Annotated in this window: 11 protein-coding genes and 1 tRNA gene; 7 read left to right on the forward strand and 5 right to left on the reverse strand. The window is 64.4% G+C overall.

The genetic code is table 11. The features are described from left to right. The first annotated feature begins 133 nt into the window (after nucleotides 1-133). The 4 genes from AB0C29_RS00235 (at nucleotide 134) to AB0C29_RS00250 (ending at nucleotide 4,631) form a co-directional block, all read left to right on the forward strand. On the forward strand, nucleotides 134-1,057 hold the full coding sequence (locus tag AB0C29_RS00235) for a GPP34 family phosphoprotein (RefSeq protein WP_360813463.1): 924 nt from the start codon (nucleotides 134-136) through the stop codon (nucleotides 1,055-1,057). Nucleotides 1,058-1,114: 57 nt separating this feature from the next. Further along, complete coding sequence (locus AB0C29_RS00240; protein WP_360813465.1) at nucleotides 1,115-2,605, forward strand: APC family permease; 1,491 nt, start codon at nucleotides 1,115-1,117, stop codon at nucleotides 2,603-2,605. Between the two features lie 20 nt (nucleotides 2,606-2,625). Then, a complete protein-coding gene (locus tag AB0C29_RS00245; RefSeq protein WP_360813467.1) occupies nucleotides 2,626-3,237 on the forward strand; it encodes a GNAT family N-acetyltransferase in 612 nt (203 codons plus the stop codon). Between the two features lie 683 nt (nucleotides 3,238-3,920). After that, nucleotides 3,921-4,631: an HNH endonuclease gene (locus AB0C29_RS00250; protein WP_360813469.1), complete on the forward strand. Its 711-nt coding sequence runs from the start codon at nucleotides 3,921-3,923 to the stop codon at nucleotides 4,629-4,631. 370 nt (nucleotides 4,632-5,001) lie between these two features. Here AB0C29_RS00250 and AB0C29_RS00255 read toward each other — a convergent pair whose 3' ends face one another. The 4 genes from AB0C29_RS00255 to AB0C29_RS00270 all read right to left on the reverse strand — a co-directional run bounded on the left by AB0C29_RS00255 (nucleotide 5,002) and on the right by AB0C29_RS00270 (nucleotide 11,957). Further along, nucleotides 5,002-8,016: a Z1 domain-containing protein gene (locus AB0C29_RS00255; RefSeq protein WP_360813471.1), complete on the reverse strand. Its 3,015-nt coding sequence runs from the start codon at nucleotides 8,014-8,016 to the stop codon at nucleotides 5,002-5,004. Continuing rightward, on the reverse strand, nucleotides 8,016-8,993 hold the full coding sequence (locus tag AB0C29_RS00260) for a PD-(D/E)XK motif protein (protein ID WP_360813473.1): 978 nt from the start codon (nucleotides 8,991-8,993) through the stop codon (nucleotides 8,016-8,018). Before AB0C29_RS00260 ends, AB0C29_RS00255 begins: the two co-directional genes overlap by 1 nt. Beyond that, on the reverse strand, nucleotides 8,990-10,519 hold the full coding sequence (locus AB0C29_RS00265) for an ATP-binding protein (protein WP_360813475.1): 1,530 nt from the start codon (nucleotides 10,517-10,519) through the stop codon (nucleotides 8,990-8,992). Before AB0C29_RS00265 ends, AB0C29_RS00260 begins: the two co-directional genes overlap by 4 nt. Nucleotides 10,520-10,823: 304 nt before the next feature. Then, a complete protein-coding gene (locus AB0C29_RS00270) occupies nucleotides 10,824-11,957 on the reverse strand; it encodes a site-specific integrase (protein WP_360813477.1) in 1,134 nt (377 codons plus the stop codon). Between the two features lie 981 nt (nucleotides 11,958-12,938). Between AB0C29_RS00270 and AB0C29_RS00275 the strand changes: the two genes are divergently transcribed. From AB0C29_RS00275 to AB0C29_RS00285, 3 genes are all read left to right on the forward strand, one after another. Next, a complete protein-coding gene (locus AB0C29_RS00275) occupies nucleotides 12,939-14,159 on the forward strand; it encodes a PD-(D/E)XK nuclease family protein (RefSeq protein WP_360813479.1) in 1,221 nt (406 codons plus the stop codon). A 488-nt stretch (nucleotides 14,160-14,647) separates the two neighbouring features. Then, nucleotides 14,648-14,719 (forward strand) — tRNA-Lys (locus AB0C29_RS00280). A gap of 179 nt (nucleotides 14,720-14,898) precedes the next feature. Next, nucleotides 14,899-15,918: a hypothetical protein gene (locus AB0C29_RS00285; RefSeq protein WP_360813481.1), complete on the forward strand. Its 1,020-nt coding sequence runs from the start codon at nucleotides 14,899-14,901 to the stop codon at nucleotides 15,916-15,918. 434 nt (nucleotides 15,919-16,352) lie between these two features. On the opposite strand, the gene AB0C29_RS00290 is transcribed toward AB0C29_RS00285, so the two are convergent. Then, the gene (locus tag AB0C29_RS00290; RefSeq protein ID WP_360813483.1) at nucleotides 16,353-16,808 is read right to left on the reverse strand and encodes a very short patch repair endonuclease; all 456 of its coding nucleotides are present in this window, start codon (nucleotides 16,806-16,808) and stop codon (nucleotides 16,353-16,355) included. Nucleotides 16,809-16,888: the final 80 nt, after the last annotated feature.

Genomic DNA, 16,888 nt, shown 5'->3' on the forward strand with positions numbered 1-16,888 from the left:
ACCCCGGGCTGCAGGCCGGTTATCGCAACAGACATGGCGTGCCGTAGCCCCTGCTGGCGCGGACGTGCGCCCTGCGCTGCTCCGTCATTTCCTATTTCCCGCCCAACGTATCTGCTGTGTGGAAGGAATTGTCATGCCGTCAGCTGGGCCGACGAGGCTCACCGATGACCTGTGGCTCGCGGCGCACGACAGCGTCAACGGCACAGCCCAGATCGGTGACTGGCCACTCGGAGTTGGACTGGCCGCAGGGCTGATCGCCGAGCTGATCCACGACAAGCTGCTCGAGCTGCGCCAGGGCGAGCTGTTCCGCACGACCGCCGAGCTCCCGGTCGATCCGGCGCTACGGCCCCTGCTCGCCAAGATGGCGGCCGAAGAGCAGAGCTGGCCGCAGACGCCGCAGCCGTCGCCGCTGAGGATTCCGACACAGACGTCGCGAGCGGCGCGCGACGACCGGGGTCGGTCGGGTCCGGTATCCGGGGAACCGGATGGGCCCACACCGGCGCTCGACGACTACGGCTGGCCCACACAGACGCACGACCGCCGCGACTTGCCAGCTCTGACGCATGCCGACCACCGGCGTCCTGCACACGCCCAGACGTCCGACGGCCGCAGCTGGCGTCCGCCAGCGGTACGGGAGCAGCACCGGCACCACCAGCGCGGCCACCAGCTGCGCTTGTGGATGTCTTACCTGGCCTACGACAGCCGCGCGGAGGCCCGAGTTCTCGACCGGCTGTCCCGCACCGGCCTGATCCTGCGCGACGAGCGCCGTCGGCTGTTCGGCGGCACCACAGTGCGCTACCTGCCCTACGACTCCGTCATCTCCGGATCACCGGCGAACACGATCAGCACCGCCGTGCAGCACGGCCGGCCACTCAACCAAACACAGCTGCTGCTCACTGGCCTGTTCCTGGCCACCGGGCTGCACCACCACGCCCTGGCCACCCTCAGCCCGCACGAACGAGCTGTGCTGGCCCACGCCCTGCGCGGTCTGGATGAGCAGTCTCGGGAGTTGCTCCGCGCGGCGGACGCCGCCGTCGGGGAGGCCGCCATGCGCTGAGCACCGCGATCACGCCACCCCCTTCCGCCCCCTCACTGTTCGCTGGAGGAACCCCCGATGTCCGCATCCCCCACCCATACAGCGCAGGCCAGCGTGTCGTACGCGCTCGCGCGTAACCGGCTCGGCCCGTTCGCGATCGGCTCAGCCATCGCCTCGTCCGTGGCGCCACTGACCGTCATCACCCTGGTCGTGCCCCTCGCCTTGGCGGCGACCGGCCTGCTCGGTTTCCCGATCGCGATCATCGCCGTCGCCGCCATCCTGATGATCTACGCCGTCGGCTACCTGGCGATGGCCCGGCACATCCCCAACGCCGGCGCGTTCTACGCCTACGTCGCCCACGGCATCGGCCGCCCGTTCGGCGTCGGCACCTCTTGGTTCGCGCTGGCCACCTACACCAGCTTCCAGCTGTGCTGCTACGGCGCGTTCGGCGCCGCGATCGGCGCCCCGCTGCTCAGCGACTGGCTCGGCTTCGACGTGCACTGGTTCATCCCCGCCGTCCTCGCTTGGGCCTTGGTCGCCCTGCTCGGCGCCAACGAGGTCAAACTCTCCGGCTACGTCCTCGTGTTTTTGGTCGTCGCTGAAACCGTCCTGGTCGTGCTCTACAGCCTGGCCATCATGCTCACCTCCGGCTTCACCTTCTCCGGCGCGGCAATGTCGGTGGGGGATCTGTCGGGGCCGAGCCTCGGGGTGTTGATCGTGCTCGGCGCGACCTCGTTCGCCGGCGTGGAGCAGGCGGTGGTGTACATCGAGGAGAGCAAGGACCCTAAGCGGACCATCCCGGTGGCCACTTACGTCACCGTCGCGGTCATCGGCGCGGCGTACGCGCTGGCGTCCTGGGTGCAGATCTCCGCCGCCGGACCGAAGCCGATCGACCGGGCCACCGCGGAGGGTGCGGATCTGTTTTTCAACGAGGCCGCGGTCATGCTCGGCCACGGCGCGGTGACGGTCGGGAAGGTCCTGCTCGGTACCGGGCTTGTCGCCGCGCTGCTGGCCTTCCACAACGCCATCACCCGCTACACGTTCGCGCTCGGCCGTGAAGGGGTTCTGCCTCGAGTGTTCGGCCGGTGCACGATCAAGGGCGCACCGCGCAACGCCTCTCTCGCCCAGACCGCCCTCGCCCTGGCGGTGCTGATCGTTTACGCCATCGCCGGCTGGGATCCGCTGGTGCAGTTGTTCTACTGGGGCTCGACCACAGGTGGGCTGGGCATTCTGCTGCTCTACGCGTTGACCAGCATCGCCGTCATCGGGTTCTTCGCCCGTCGTTCGTACGGCGAGAACCTGTGGCGGCGACGCTTCGCCCCACTGCTCGCCACCGCTGTCCTGCTCGTCGTCGCGTATCTCGCGGTCGACAACCTCGCCGCGCTGTACGGCGTGACGCCGGGTACCGGCCCGGCTCGGATCGTGCCGATCGCCCTGCTGGCCATCTTCGCGGCTGGCACCACGTGGGGGCTGATCCTGCGGCGCACCCGACCGGAGATCTATGAGGGCATCGGTCGCGGTGCTCGCAGCGCCACCGCCTCAGCTTCTGGCTTGTCCGCCATCCTCTAAACCAAGGAAGCCAACTACCGATGAACCCCAGCAACGGCACCCCTGCCGTGCGTCTCGCCGGGCCCGGCGACATCGACACCGTGGCCGACATCGTCGCCGACGCGTTCAACCACCTCGAGGTCATCCACTTCCTCGTACCGGACGGGTCCCGCCGCCGGACGGTCGCCCGGGACTGGTACCGGCTGTACATCGCCCACGCGATCGCCGGCGCCGGGCAGGTCGTCATGACCGCCGACGCGAGCGCCGCCGCGGTCTGGTTCGACCGCAGCGGCAAGATCAGCGAGCCCGACGACTACGCCCGGCGCCTGGCCGAGCTCGCCGGCGACGACCTGCACCGCTTCCAAGACCTCGATCTGCAGATGGAAGCCCACCACCCCACCGACCCGCACTGGCACCTGCTGTTCCTCGCCGTACGCCCCGACCGATGGCACCAAGGACTGGGCGGCGTCCTGATGGGCCACACCCACCGCCGGCTCGACGCCGACGGAATCCCCGCCTATCTGGAAGCCACCAGTGAGCAGAACCGGCGGCTGTACCGGCGCCACGGCTACATGGACATGCACCCGCCGGTCATCTCTGTCTCCGCCGATGCGGTCCTCTACCGCATGTGGCGGCCCGCGCAGAACGGATAGCACCGGACCCCGTCTAGTTGGGTCAAGACCCGCGTAGGTCAGGAACGTACCGGGCCGCCGTCATCGCGGGCGGCTCGGTTCCGGCACGGGTGACGGCGTCAAACCGACACGCATAGCGCTATCCAACCTGGCGTCGCTGCTCGGCAAGCGCATCCCTGACATGGCGGTTCTTTGTTCTGTCAGCCGAGACGTGCCTGCGTCGTCACCCCTCCGCAACCCGCCAGCGCACCGTGGCGCGCCCAATGTCGAAGAAGGATCCGGCCGCTCCGATTACCATGCCAGCTGCGATCTGCTCCCTGATCTACGACGACATTGACGGCTCGCCCAACACGGCAGCGCTGCTGACCGCGGCCTTCACGGCGTACCCGGGCGGCCGCCGAGGTCAGGCGCGTGGGCCCATAGATACGGATCCGGCCCCGGCCCCGGCCCTCGCAGCGTCGGGGACGCCAGGGTGCGCCGTGAGGGCCGCGGTTGAGTGGATCGCAGCCGAGTGTCGTGCGTGACGCTGCCCAGCGTGTCTCAGCATGGGGTCCCGCCCAAAGTACGTCGCTGCGGGTCAGAATGGCGACATGGATCGCAGGACGCTCCCTCCGCCTGGTTCGCCAGAGTTAGATGTGCTTCCCTCAGAGGCTCATGCGCTTCTGTATGCGTATCTATTTGACAGACGAGAAAATCCCCCAACGATGCGGGAGATTCGTGCCTTTGTCGCACATGAGCTAGGCGAGGCCCCGTCTCAGACGGATAGGCGCGTCCGCGAGCTCAGAGACCACTTCGAGGTGCTGACCGAAAGTAAAGAAGGTGAACATCGATATCGGCTTGTAGGTTGGTCTGTAAAAAACAAGAAGGGATCACGGGCGCCGCTAAGCAAACGGCTTCGTGCCGAGGTCTTATCGCCTCAACGATGCGCACAATGCGGCCGCCGGCCACTCGACCACGGGGTCGTGCTGGTCGTCGACCACAAGATTCCGCACCACTGGGGAGGCACCGACGATGTTAGTAACCTTCAGCCTCTTTGCGAGGAGTGCAACTCGGGCAAGAAAGCCTACTATGCCACATATGATCAATATGCTGACGAGATTGCTGCAGCTTCGTTGCATCCGGAACCGCACGGCCGAATTGGCGAGCTACTGAAAGCGTTTCACGGGGAGTGGGTTCCGTCGGATGTAATTGCGGTTGTTGCGTCGCTCCAACAATATCAGGACGACTGGCAGAAGCGGCTAAGAGAGCTTCGCTTCCTAGGCTGGGATATACCGCAACCGCGACGAGAGAAGGACGCCACAACCGGCCGAATCCATACTTCGTATCGCGTTGCAAGTTGGAAGCCATGGCCGATGGGCTCAATCCGGGCCGAGATCGCCCGAAGAGATCCGTCGAACCGCCGCTATGAAGGTTAGGGATAGCCGGCCTGTTGAGCATCCTTGCTTCGATAGCGTCTCGGAGAGGCGTAACCCGTCCGTTTTACGCGGTAGTCACGGCTGAAGACGTGACTTACATAGGCCTAGTCGTCGGCAAGCTGTCCGGCCCACAAAGCGTTCTCACTTATCGGTCCAGACTTCGAGTCATCCGTCAGCCCCGTCAGAGGGAGAAGTGGGCACATAAAGGAGTGAGCCAGGCCGCAGCAACGCCCTCGTTTGGCTGGCCGCCTAAGCTCCTCCCGTAGCGAACAATGCTGCTAGAAACCGTGTTCTGCGGCACATACGCCGAACCCGCATCAAGCACTCCGAGCGGATCCGCGTTAAGCTTCCGATCGAGGATTTGGCGCGCCTATTTATGCGCCGTTGGCACGGTAGCCTCTCCGGCGGAGCCGGAACGTTTCACTGTCCACTCGATGACAGAACGCCCGTGCGGTGTCGCTGTCGCGGGGGCCGCCAGCGAGAGGAAGACGGCGAGATCGCCTGGGTCGGGCGAAGCGCCAAGGTCACCGGGCGTGCACTTGCTCTCGCCGGCGGAAGCGACATCGGCGGCGACAGAGACGAGAAGGGTGGCACGCCGGCCCTGCGGGTCACGTAGCTTGTCGGCCACAGCATCGGGCGATGGGGTTGCCTTCCCGGCGATCCGCTCGAGGGCATCGCGGTGCTTGGGGTCACTGCCGGAGAAGTCGATACGCGGGTCGGGGCGACGCCCTCGGCCGATAATGGGCGATTCGTCCAAGCCTGGAAGCGTCAGCAGAGTCGCGGTCGTGGGTAGTGGCCAAATGACGGCGATGTCGTTGAGGCGGCCTTCCTCGACCAGCTGGCGGTAGAACCGCTCAACGGGCTCGATCACCTTCTTGAAGTCCTCGTGCCATCTCAGATTGCCGAGGATATGGACGAAGTCTGCTGCGGCAATGATTCCGACCTTGGCCTTGAATTGGCGGATCGGTTCTTCCGGCTTGGCCCGTGTCGAGGTGAAAACCTTCTCTTCTTTCGCTGCCGCCAGCACGGGGAGCATGCTGTAGTAGTTAGCTGTCTTGGCCTTGCTGTCCTTGCGCGGAGGCAAGCCGAGATAGTCCTTGAGCTTGCCGGAGTCACCCATGGTGTTGACGACGGCGTTAAACATTTTGGACCGGCCGGCGGGGCGCAGGTACGGCAGATGCTGGCTGACGATGGGCGGTACTTGCCAGGGTTCGAGGGTGGGTGTGCCGTCGTCTTGGAAGCCTTCATAGTCGCGCAGCCGATCGCGGAAGGCGACTTCGTCGCGCATGAGGCCTTCGAATGCTTCGTAGAGGTCGACGCGGCGGGGGTCGAGGTCGGGGTCGCGGCGGATGAAGAGGCGGACTAGGTCGCGGTAGCCCTGGCGGAATCCGAACCATCGGCCGGCCTGCATCAGGGTGTCACCTTGCAGAGCCTTACGGGTGTAGAAGGACACAGTGAGTCCTTCGACGGTGAAGCCGCGGCTGAGTTTGGCTCCGCCGATCAGGATGCGCCAGACGCGGTTGCGGTCGAAGTCGAGGGCTTGCTGATGCTGCTGGACCGCTGCGTCACTGTTGACGATCAGGACTGGATCACCGTCTTGCTTGATGCGCGTCGTCGCTTCGCCGATCAGCTCGATGAGCTGCTCGAACGTCTCCGGCACGGGGTAGCCGTCAGCCCGTGCGGCACAAACGGGGCGGTAGTCGGTCTCCCAGAGTGTCCGGAGGCGGCCCAGGGATGAAGCTTCGCCGTATGTGTTGTCCGTCCAAACCTTCCGGACAAGATCCGCCATTTCGCTCTGCTTATCGTTGCGGACTGCCTCATGCACCATCATGGTGTGATGCCGGTAGCTACCCGCACCGGCCTTCTCGCGGAACACCTTGATGGCACCGGCCAGGACGAATGAGTCGAGCGCTAGCCTTACTTCAGTCTCCCGTTGTGCGTGCTGTTCCGGCTTATCGGCCTCGGGAGGCGGGCCGACGCGGCGTATATATGCGGCCTCGTTGGAGGCTGCGGGATCCGTCTTGGCGACGTCGCTGTCCCAGCTGGTGTCGTGAAAGTCCTGTACACCCATGTAGTTGGGCGGCCGGTCGAGCGCGATGATGAAGTTCTTCGGGAAGATGTCGCCCGCGTCGTCGGGGTCGACAAAGAAGTTCGCGAACGGCGTCGCCGTATACATGATGAGCTGCGCGCGGGGCAGCTGCCCCAGCAAATCAGTGATTGCCGCGTTGATGGCGGTCCGGTCCTTGCTCTTCTCCGGGTTTTTGGTGTTGATAGACGCCAGGTCCGACTCATCATCGATGATCAGGGCCGGAATATCGCCCAGGACGTTCTTAAGCGGTTTGAGGTCCTGTGCCAGCTTCCGGAGGACGGCTGCGTTTTTCTTGACGACGACCAGCCGCACGTCGGCGGACTTGAGATTCGCCGGGTCGTAGAACGGCTTCGACGGATCGCTGAGATGGACTTTGAGACTGGTCAAGCCCTGTTTCAGCCGCTTGTAGTCGTCGTTGAGCAACGTGAGCCGCTCGATACCCGGGAATCCTTTGGCGATGAAGTGCTCGCCGTGCCGGATGAACGCGTCGGCGAGCCAGTCCTCATCGGTGGCGTAGTCGAATTCAGCGGCCGCCTCGCCGTCGACCAGGGACCGGGTCAGGTTCTCACGGCCGACGAGTTCACGGTCGAGGCGGCGCTGTGTTTGCGACCGCAGCAGCTCGATGGTGCCCGTCATGACGATGACAAGCCGGTAGCCGGCGTCGATGGCCTTGGCGATGACGCCGGTGAAGTTGGCTGTCTTGCCACTCTGGACGTAGCCGACCACGAGCCCTTTGCTCTGATACTGGTGATCTGATGTTGGGTCAGAGATTCTCTGGACAACGTTGGTGGTGGCTTGATCGAGGGCGGCGACGGATTCCGCCGGCCAGCCTTGCTTGTCCAGGAGATAGTCGCGGTAGTCCGGCCAGTAAAGCGCCCACTGGTCGCGTCGCTTCTCGGTGTACCAGGGCTCCCACATGGTGCTGATCACGGTCGTGCGCATGGTGGCGACGGGTGCGATCTCGTCGAGGCGCGCGGTGGCTTCGGCCGGGAGCTGCAGCAGCTCGTAGGCCCGCTGCCGGCGCTGCTGGGTGCGAGGGTCCGTCGGGCTGGCCGGGGCATCCCAGGCGGGCTTGTCTTCGAAGTCCCAGTCGGCGAGGGCAAGTGCGAGCTGGCGCACGGCGTGGTTGTCCTGCTGGTTGTGCGCTTCCAGGAGCTTTTGCAGGTCGTCGGCGGCGACGAGGTCGTGGTCGGGACGGTCGATGTTGATGCGCCGCAGTAGAGGGGCGGGTCCCTTGCTCTGCAGCCCTGCCACGGCAGCAGTGAAATCTGATTCCCAGTCGGTGATTGCAGGCATCATTGCCTTCCCGGTGCGAAGTGGGCGGCGGGCTCCGGCGGATTGCCGCGCTGCAGGGTGGTGACGTCGATGGTGTACGTCGCGCCGACAATGAGCTCGGGACGGGCACAGCCCTGGTCCACGGCGTGGCGGTTGAGCACAGGAAAGTTGCTATCGACAAGGTATGCAGCCGGAGTGCTGCGGAGCTTGTAGTGGCTGAGGTAGGAGGCTCGGTCGCGTTCGCGCCATCCTGCCTGTTCTAGTGATGCTTCGAGCGCTGGACGGGCCGGGCCGGCCGCGGCGACGGTGTCGTCGACCAGTTGGGCGAGCGTCCGGCCGGTGGTGCTGGTGGCGGAGGTTATCTGAATGGACACTAGCCACAGCGGGGTCCCGGGTGCCGGGTCGAGCTGCTCAAGGCCGCCAATGATGTGGCGCCGCCGTTCGGTCTTGGTTGTCTTGACCTCAAGAGCCGAGCCCGGGAAGACGAAGTCGTGTTCGTTAGGCGCGAAGCCTTTCCACGCTTCGACTGCTGCGGTGTTATCCATGGCTTGCAAGCAGGATTCGAGGAGGAGCAGCTCACCGTAGAGCCCGGTCTGGCGTTCCGGGGACAGGCTCCCGGACCGGGCCAGCAGGTCACCGAACGTTGCCAGGGCCGACGGGATCGCTGAGGCGAACGGGAGCTGGTACTGCTGAATCATGTCGGCGATGTCGCTGAGCAGCAGGTAGGCCTCGTGCCCGTTCGCGCCGTACTGGACCACCACCTGGTCCCATCGGGTGCCCTGCTCGCTGATAACCCGGGCGCTGACGTACTCGAACGAGGACAGGTCCGGCTCGCCGGAGCCTGCGTGAGGGGTCCGCAGGGCCATCTCCCGCCGTGGCGGATCGAAATCGATCCGGCAGTGCGGAGTGCCGGGGATGACAATGGCAGAGGGTGAGGCCGCAAGGTAGCTCGCCACAGCCTCACGGGGCAGGTGCCGGCCGGCCTGTGCCAGGCTCACCGGTAGGCCTCCCCGCGGTAGTCGAGCTCCGTCTGCACCGCCGTTCCGAGCACTTCGTTCCAAATGTCGATGAGGTCCTTATCCCGCGACCCCCACTGCTGGCCCTTAAAGTGTTCCTCAGTAAGCAGGAATACCAGTGTCTTCAGCAGCGGGGCGTCGCTGAGGCCGGTGACTCCACCGGTCAGCATCTGCCGGTAGTGCTTGTTCAGGTAGATCACCCGTGCTTCGCGGTCCAGTTCCAGGAACCGGTCGCGGGCGAGGGGCTTCCACCGGATCTCCACCGGGTCCTCGTCGGTACGTAGCGGTATCTCAGCGCGGATCACGCGGCGGATGTCTTCGTGCAGGCCTTTTGACGGTTCCGCGACGGGCTGGCGGCGGTGACGACGGCGCCGGGACTCGGTGAGCACGGACTCGGCACGGGCGATGTAGTCGGCAAACGACAGCCGTCTCGTGCCTTCGCCGGTGCTGTGCGCGTGCAGTACCGCGGTATGGAGCTCATGTGAGAAGCCAATCCCGCTCTTCTCGGGGTTCATGCGCACGAGGTCACCAAGCTGTCCGAAGTCGTCGATGACGACCCTGGCCAATGCCCGGTTTTTGTCCGCGGTGATCACATGATTCCAGCCGCCAGCTTGCAGCAGGCGGTCGTTGCGGTAGATGAAGAAGCCTTGTGAGTCCGCGCCGTCGCGGCCGTAGAGACGGTATGCGGGGCCGCTGAATTTCGGCGGGACGATGTAGCAGTGCAGCTGGATCTGGTGCCCGCCAGCTGAGGCGACGAATGTTGCGGGGTAGCCGCTGACTGCCGTGGCCGGGAACCCGAGCGGATCAATCGCGGCGATCGGCTCGGGCGGCCCTGCTTGATGAAGGGTCAGATCAAATGCCTCGATGTCGATCCGCAGTCGACCGGCGGAGAGCAGCCGGTGGTAGGTGAGGCCGAGGTGCATCCGCAGCAGAGTCCGGGAGTCTTCGAGCCAGTTGCTCAGCCCTCCACCGGCCGAGCGCGGGAACCGGGTGTTGGTCCACCTCACAGCGGTGCCGGTGTGCGCATCGATCTGTCTGAGATACGTATCTAGTTCGGCGCTAAGCGTGGCGGGGTCGAGCACGTCACAGCCGTAGTCGCGCTGAACGTCGTCTTTGCGCAGCCGCCTGCCGTGATACTCACCGGTCTGCGGCGTCGTCATCACCGTCAGCGTGGCGGCGTGGCTGAAGGATGCCGCCTTCAGGCCGATGCCGAAGTGGCCCTGATCGCTGCTGCCGTAGGCCCGCTGGTGGCCTAGCCGCATCGCCTCATCGACCTGGTCGCCGGTCATGCCGCGCCCGTTGTCGATCACCGTCAGCGCCACCGGATGGTGCCCATCTGTGTCGAACCTGATTAGGACTCGATCGGCCCCGGCGTCGACGCTGTTGTCGACCAGGTCAGCAACGGCTGACTGGAGGGTGTGGTGCGTGCCCAGGCTCTTGATCAGCCCAGGGTCTGGCTCCAGGATCTTGCGCTCGAGGACGTCAGCATCAGCACGGATCAGACTCACGCAAACACCCTAGAAGGGAAACAGGCTGATGTGGCCCCGATGAAGAAACCAACATCGATAACCGTTCGGGTAGAGATGTCTGGTTGTCAGATTGAAGCGCCGCTGGCAGACAGCCCGCAGTCAGCCGGTTGCCTGGTGCGTGTCCGGCATCCGCTTCGCCCCTTCGACATCGCGCTGCCTCCAGAGCCGCAGTAATGCCCGCGTTCACAAAAGCGGCGCCTTGGCAGCGTGTCACCTTCACCTCACGCGTCAGCACAGACGCCGCCGCGCCGCGGTGCAGGCTATGCGCTCATGGCGGCCCACCTCATTGACGCTCGCCTCCGGCGATCAAGATTTCTAGGGCATGGCTAACATCGGGGGCGGTCGAGGGCTTTTGGACGTAGAACTTCTTGGTGATGCTCTCATCGGCATGCCCGAGCTGGGCGGCGGCTTCGGTGACCAGGCCTTGTCCGCTCAGTACGGTAGCGACAGTCTTGCGGAATACGTGGGGGCTAACCCATTTCAGATCGGCCTGCCGTTGCAGGGCGCAGCGCAGCGAACGGCGCATATTGTCCGGCTGGACGAACGTGCCGCTGCGGCTGGCGAAGAGGGGATCGTCCCGGCGATGGGGTACCTCGGTGTGACGGCGGCAGAGCATGGCCAGGGCGAACGGTGGCAGGTGGATTGTGCGTTGCCCCGCGACAGTTTTCGGGAACTCCTGACGTTCCCAGCCGGTGCCTTTGAGGAAGACCATCGTGCCGGCGACGGTGAGGGTTCCGCCAGGCAAATCGATGTCCTGCCAGCGCAGGGCGCAAGCTTCGCCGATACGGCAGCCGGTGGCTAGGAGCAGGTCGAACAGGTCGGTGCAGGTGCGGTTTTTCCTGGGTCCAATGGCTTTGGTGGTGCGCCACAGGTGCAGGGCGTTGCGGACCCTTTCGATCTCGTCAAAGGTCATGGCCTGGATGATCTTGCGTGGTTTGGGCAGCCGGCCGACGTCGCGGACCGGGTTGGCGGGGAGTGCACCGTGGCGGACCGCCAGGCTGAACATCTGCAACAGGATGCCCTTACAGCGCTGCGCCCCAGAAGGACGGGTTCTGGCGAGGGTCTTGAGGTAGCGGTCGAGCGCACCGACGGTGGCTTCCCGCAGGGTCATTTCCCCTATGGCGGGCAGGATCAAGTAGTGCAGGTCGCCGGCGTAGTGGCCAACGCTCTGTCGCTTGACCCGGTTCTCGATGAGGATCTCGTCGATCCAGGCGTCGGCGAGTTGTTCAACGGTCATGTCTGGGGTGACGTCGCCGCTGGCGTCGCGGGGTGCTGCTCGCAAGAGGTCAAAATGTTCGTGCTCACCGCGTAGCGCGTTGCACAACACTCTGTGAGCGCCTTTGAGGAGGCGACGCTGTTCATCAGTGAAACCGTGAGCACGCCCGGCGAGGGTGATACTGGCTTTGAGTAGGTGCATGTGAGCAGGACTCAGATTTACGAGTGTCACTCGGCCAAGCTAACCGTCCGTGAGCAGCCCAATTGGCTACCCGGACAGATGACCACCGTTCAGGTGTCACCCGTAGGCGAGTCTCGGACGGTTCTCCACCCGCTCGCTGGAATCTTCGATGAGCGCTACGTCGACCCAGGCGCTGCTCTTCCTTCGGCATCATGGCCAGAAACCCGGACCAGCGACGGCCGAGGACGCCTCGGTACTGCACTGCGGAACCGCGCATATAGGCAATACGGTGGCGACGGCGGCTGCGATCCAGATGCTCAAGCGCACCGTCCGCCATCAGGCTAGCCGCCGGTGGCGGTAGAACGGCATCTGCAGAGCCGCGTCGGCAGGGGCCACAGCGTGACGACCAGCCCGACCGAACCGGGCAGCCTGATCGCAGCGCCGCGACATCGAGCGGCGAACCGAGCGTCATGCTGGCGATCAACCACAACCGAGACGCCACGCCCTACCAGGCGCAACCGCCTAACAGCTCATCCGCACCGTAGTAGGAAGTGGTGGCGAAACCCAGCGCAAGACCACCCGCCAGAGCGCCGCGCAACATCCCTGCCGCTGGCCGTGTGTGCCGGTTCACCCACCAGCCGCCAGCACGGCCGTCGCTGCCCACGCCCGTCTAGCATCCAGATCGGACCGCGGTGACCGGCAGACCGCACGCCAGATGAGAGTCACACCAACGGGCGGACCGCCGAAACGAGAGCGACTCTGCCGGTCGCTCGACCATGCCTGGCCGGCAGCGGTCATGCCACGAGCCAACAAGTAGCCGATGTGAGTACATCGGATCAGGCGAGAGGCAGGCGCTCGAACGCAGTCGTGCGAGCAGGTTGTCTGCGCAGAGGCTTGGGACAACCACTCGCCTACCCAGTCCGCTCGGGATCGTTATCGGCCATCAGCGGCCTCCGCGTCGGCATTACCACCATAGGGATCAGATCTGAGACCATCGGCGTCGTGATCGGCGACGAGCAGCGGCTTCAGGAACTGGCCGGAGAATGGAAATCTGTTAGGCAGTCGCAAATCGTGCAGTGGGAGAGCTCGTTGCGGGCCCTTACTCGCGAGACCACCGACATCAAGGCGACGGGCCGGTGGCGTACCGGAAGGCGGACGTTGCTGGAGGTTCTCGGGGTTCACCATCTCGAACTCAGGCTCGTAGCGTGCCTCGCCTGGGTGATGCGGCCCGAGGGTCACCATGGATTGGGCGATCAGGTCGTACGTGGGATGTTCGAGACGCTCGGCGTGCCGTTCGATCCGGCAGCCCGAGTCGACGTGACCGTGGAGGAGACGCGATATACGGCAAGCGGCGTCCGCACCCGAGCCGACATGGTCATACGCGTCGGCGGATTTTGCGTCCTCATCGAGGCGAAGGTGAACGCCGGGCAGCACGGTGACCAGTGCGCGCGACTAGCCAAGTTGTGGGCGGACGAGGCTGCCACGCTCGTGTACCTCACTGAGGACGATCGCGGTCATGATGCCCCCGGAGGGTGGGCCAGGCTCACCTGGCGCGATATAGCCGAGCTAATGGCTCCCCTGCCGGCCAGCGCGTCAGCCGGCGCGCGAGACTTCTGGGAAACTCTCGGCGGTGGAGGATTTGCGATGCCTGACGACAGGACCAGGTTCTATCTGCGCCACTGGCGGCAGATCGACGAATGGTCGGCGCTGCGCCATGAGGCAGTTAAGGAGGTCGAGGCCGCGGTCGAACTCGGCTTGGAAGGCTTGAACCCCGCCATCCTCGCTGAAGCCGACCAGGGCTGGTTTACTGAGGGGGCCTTCTCGACGTACGAGCTCACCCGCCCATCCTGGCAGCTCGGCGCGTTGCAGGCCGCAATCGCGCTGCAATGGCACGGGCCTGGCTTGCTGACGGACGGCGATACAACGTGGCCCTACGTTGGCGTGCGAGTCAGCTCGGCGAAAAGTCTCTCGAGGGACCCGTTGGCACGGAATCTGACCGAAAAGCTCGAGAAGCACGCAGCGGACGTCGGCTGGACGCACTCGCAGATCGCGCGTGGGTGGCTGTGGTGGCGCTTCGTCAAACCAACCGGCTCCGACGAGGACTTGGCCAGCCTTACCGAGAACTGCCGAAGTGCGCTTGAAGACGGCTGGCGAGCGCTCTCCGGCCCGATCGACAGCGTTTTCGAGACCGCCGAAAAGCTCGGCGATCCCGATACGGCATGAGCGGCTCACATGTTTCGAGGCATGCGACGCACTCTCCTGCCGCTGCGTACTCACATGCCGCAGGGAAGGCGTGCCGCCTCCTGCCCCTATCCCCCTAGGTGAGTGGCGCTTACTGATGACAGAGGTCCGAGTCCGCGGAGGGGGCGGCGCCCAACTCGCAACATCGAGATTGGTGAGTTTTGCTGGTGCCGGGACTCACCGACATGTGGCGCCAGCTTCACGATGAGGGCCATGGCTGGCCGCGACTGCCATCTCGCGGTCGCTGATCGCGATGGGTGGCCTGACACAGGCTTCGAGTTGGTTGCTCCGTGGTCGCTCGCAAGTTCCGGCGACCGCCCACGTCGCAGCGCAAGTCTCCACCCATGCAGCCAACGCCATCCCCGCCAGCAGCGCTATTGCTACGGCCGCAGCCCATGAGCAGCGCAAACACCGACGCGCCAGGGACAGGGCTCCTGTCATCAACCCAGGGCAGGTACCCTGATCGACGCGGGCTGCTAGCTCAATGGCAGAGCTGTGGACTTTTAATCCATAGGTTCCGGGTTCGAGTCCCGGGCGGCCCACTGTGACCTGCGGTTACTACGTTCCGTGACACCTAGAGTGTCCGGAGCGTCCAGCTTGAGGCATGTGCGAATATTGGGGACGACCCCAAGGGCGACGCGTCCTTCCGATGGTGGCACTGCCCTGAGTCGGCCTTGCTGGTATCGCAGAATGCAGCGGCCGAACATTCTAAACTTCTCCCATGTCTCGGAAACGCCCAGCGAAACCTTCGCGGCAGGACTCGACTCATATCTCTTGGGGGATTGAGCAACTGGCTCGGGCTGATGGCAAAGTTTGGCATGAGGTACTCAGGCCGACAATTCTGGATACCGTGCAGGCGCCAGCTAAGACGAACGAAAATATTCATCAACTTGATCTTTCCATCCAGGACATGGTGACCGAGTATCGCCGCCACCGGCTACCGGTGGAGGTGATCAGCATGGGGCACTGGTCAGTTCATCAACGAAATGCAGTTGCATTCGCCTCCTGTCTGGTTGGCCATAGGGCGGAGCGGTTGATGCAAATAGGCGATCTGGCGGCGAATGCTCTCATCTGCTTGGAAGCCGGGGCCGTTCTGCCGGCGGCGGCATCTGCTCGCAGCGCTCTCGAACTCTCGGCTATGTGCCATTATCTGCAGCGAAAGCTCTCGGGAGTTTGGGGCCGGGTGCATGGAGACGGCGAGCAGATTCGTCAGGAGGTGCTTGGTGCTGACATGAACCTATGGAAGACCTTGACCAGGGTGCGAGTCGGATCAGACATTATCGATAGCGGGGTCCCCGAAGAGTGGCCGCGGCCAGTGCACGTAAACGACGCCCTCAGGACTATCAAGAAGGGTGGTGGTCTCCTGGCCCAAGAAACGAGCGCGACTTATGCTCGGCTGTGCGACGCCGTGCATCCCAGTCAAGGCGCACAGGGAGCAATGTGGAGGCTCAGCGAGGAGGGTCAGCAGGGTCCGCATCGCTTACTGCTGCATCCGAAGAAGTCTCAAACTACGAGCAAGGTGGATATTGTTGCTGCAGTAAATATTTCTTCTCAGCTCGTGGCTGAATTTGCGCGCTTCCTATGGTGGGTGGCAGTTGACGTATCCCTCGCATTTCGCTTTAAGAACGTTGCTCTAAATAGGTCCCTCGGCCTTCCGATCGGCGGCGCCTTGGGCGCCCCTTGTGTTTGTGCGTCAGGCTTTTCGTTTCGATTGTGCACTCATCCTCGGCCCAGTCATTGAGGGAACGTTATGGACGATGCCGACCTCATTGCCAGTGAGTGTCCTTCATCGCCGACAAGCCGATTCGTTGGCTTACGTTGTCATCATGGGGATCCGGGTCTCGGCTTGCAGGTTTGCCTTTACCGTTGCGGCTGGCTGTCTCAGAAGTCAGCGCCGCGTTCTCCACGGCGCACGCATGACACGACACGTCCGGGCTCGTCAATGAGACGCGTGAGTGCATCTGAGGATCTCCCGGCGTGGGTGGTCCTCCCCTGCGGCGTCGCGGCTGGGGTCAGTGTGTCAGCGATCGATCTTCACCGGCCCGCCTGCTGGGGCTGCCGATCCGGACCCAACGTCCTTACTCCTCGGGTAGACGTCCTCACGTCGGCGCGTAGCGATCAGTAGCCACAAGGGATCTAGCTAGTGCCTTGCCGTGGAGGTCGAGAGTGAAGGCATCACGGGCGCTTTGCCATGGCGTGCTCGATTTCCTTCACTGCGTCGTCGATCAGTACGTGTTCCCAGATCCGCACGACGCTATATCCGGCCGCTTCCAAGGCAGCGGTGGCGGCGAGGTCACGTTCGACGGTTCGCTGTAGCTTTGGGCCCCAGTACCAGTCGTTTACCTTGGGTTTGCGCCCGTGCAGAGGGCATAGATGCCAGAAGCAGCCATCGACGAAGACGGCTACCTTTTTGCGCGTGAAGACGACGTCCGGCCGCACCCGGGCGCTGCCCAGGTCTATGCGCAGGTCCTTGCGGAACCGGTAACCGCGCTGATGAAGTGCCGCCCTGAGGCGGATCTCAGGTTTGGTGCCGGTGCGCTTGTTTGCCTGCATGTTCCGCGACCGGCCCTCATTCAAGGGTGCGGGATAGCGGCCCGCAGCCCAGGCCTCTTCGCGAGTGTCAGAAGACATGCGCCTACTGTGCCCTCGTCGGGGTGCGGCAATCTACCCCCGTCGGCACGGGCCGGATCGTAGACCCGTGCCGACGCTAG

Source organism: Actinoplanes sp. NPDC048791 (genome assembly GCF_040650095.1).
Classification (GTDB): Bacteria; Actinomycetota; Actinomycetes; order Mycobacteriales; family Micromonosporaceae; genus Actinoplanes.

Bases quoted from the DNA above. Each gene is read 5' to 3' on its own strand.
- AB0C29_RS00235 (WP_360813463.1), top strand. From the start codon at position 134: ATGCCGTCAGCTGGGCCGACGAGGCTCACCGATGACCTGTGGCTCGCG.
- AB0C29_RS00240 (WP_360813465.1), top strand. From the start codon at position 1,115: ATGTCCGCATCCCCCACCCATACAGCGCAGGCCAGCGTGTCGTACGCG.
- AB0C29_RS00245 (WP_360813467.1), top strand. From the start codon at position 2,626: ATGAACCCCAGCAACGGCACCCCTGCCGTGCGTCTCGCCGGGCCCGGC.
- AB0C29_RS00250 (WP_360813469.1), top strand. From the start codon at position 3,921: ATGCGGGAGATTCGTGCCTTTGTCGCACATGAGCTAGGCGAGGCCCCG.
- AB0C29_RS00255 (WP_360813471.1), bottom strand. From the start codon at position 8,016: ATGCCTGCAATCACCGACTGGGAATCAGATTTCACTGCTGCCGTGGCA.
- AB0C29_RS00270 (WP_360813477.1), bottom strand. From the start codon at position 11,957: ATGCACCTACTCAAAGCCAGTATCACCCTCGCCGGGCGTGCTCACGGT.
- AB0C29_RS00285 (WP_360813481.1), top strand. From the start codon at position 14,899: ATGTCTCGGAAACGCCCAGCGAAACCTTCGCGGCAGGACTCGACTCAT.
- AB0C29_RS00290 (WP_360813483.1), bottom strand. From the start codon at position 16,808: ATGTCTTCTGACACTCGCGAAGAGGCCTGGGCTGCGGGCCGCTATCCC.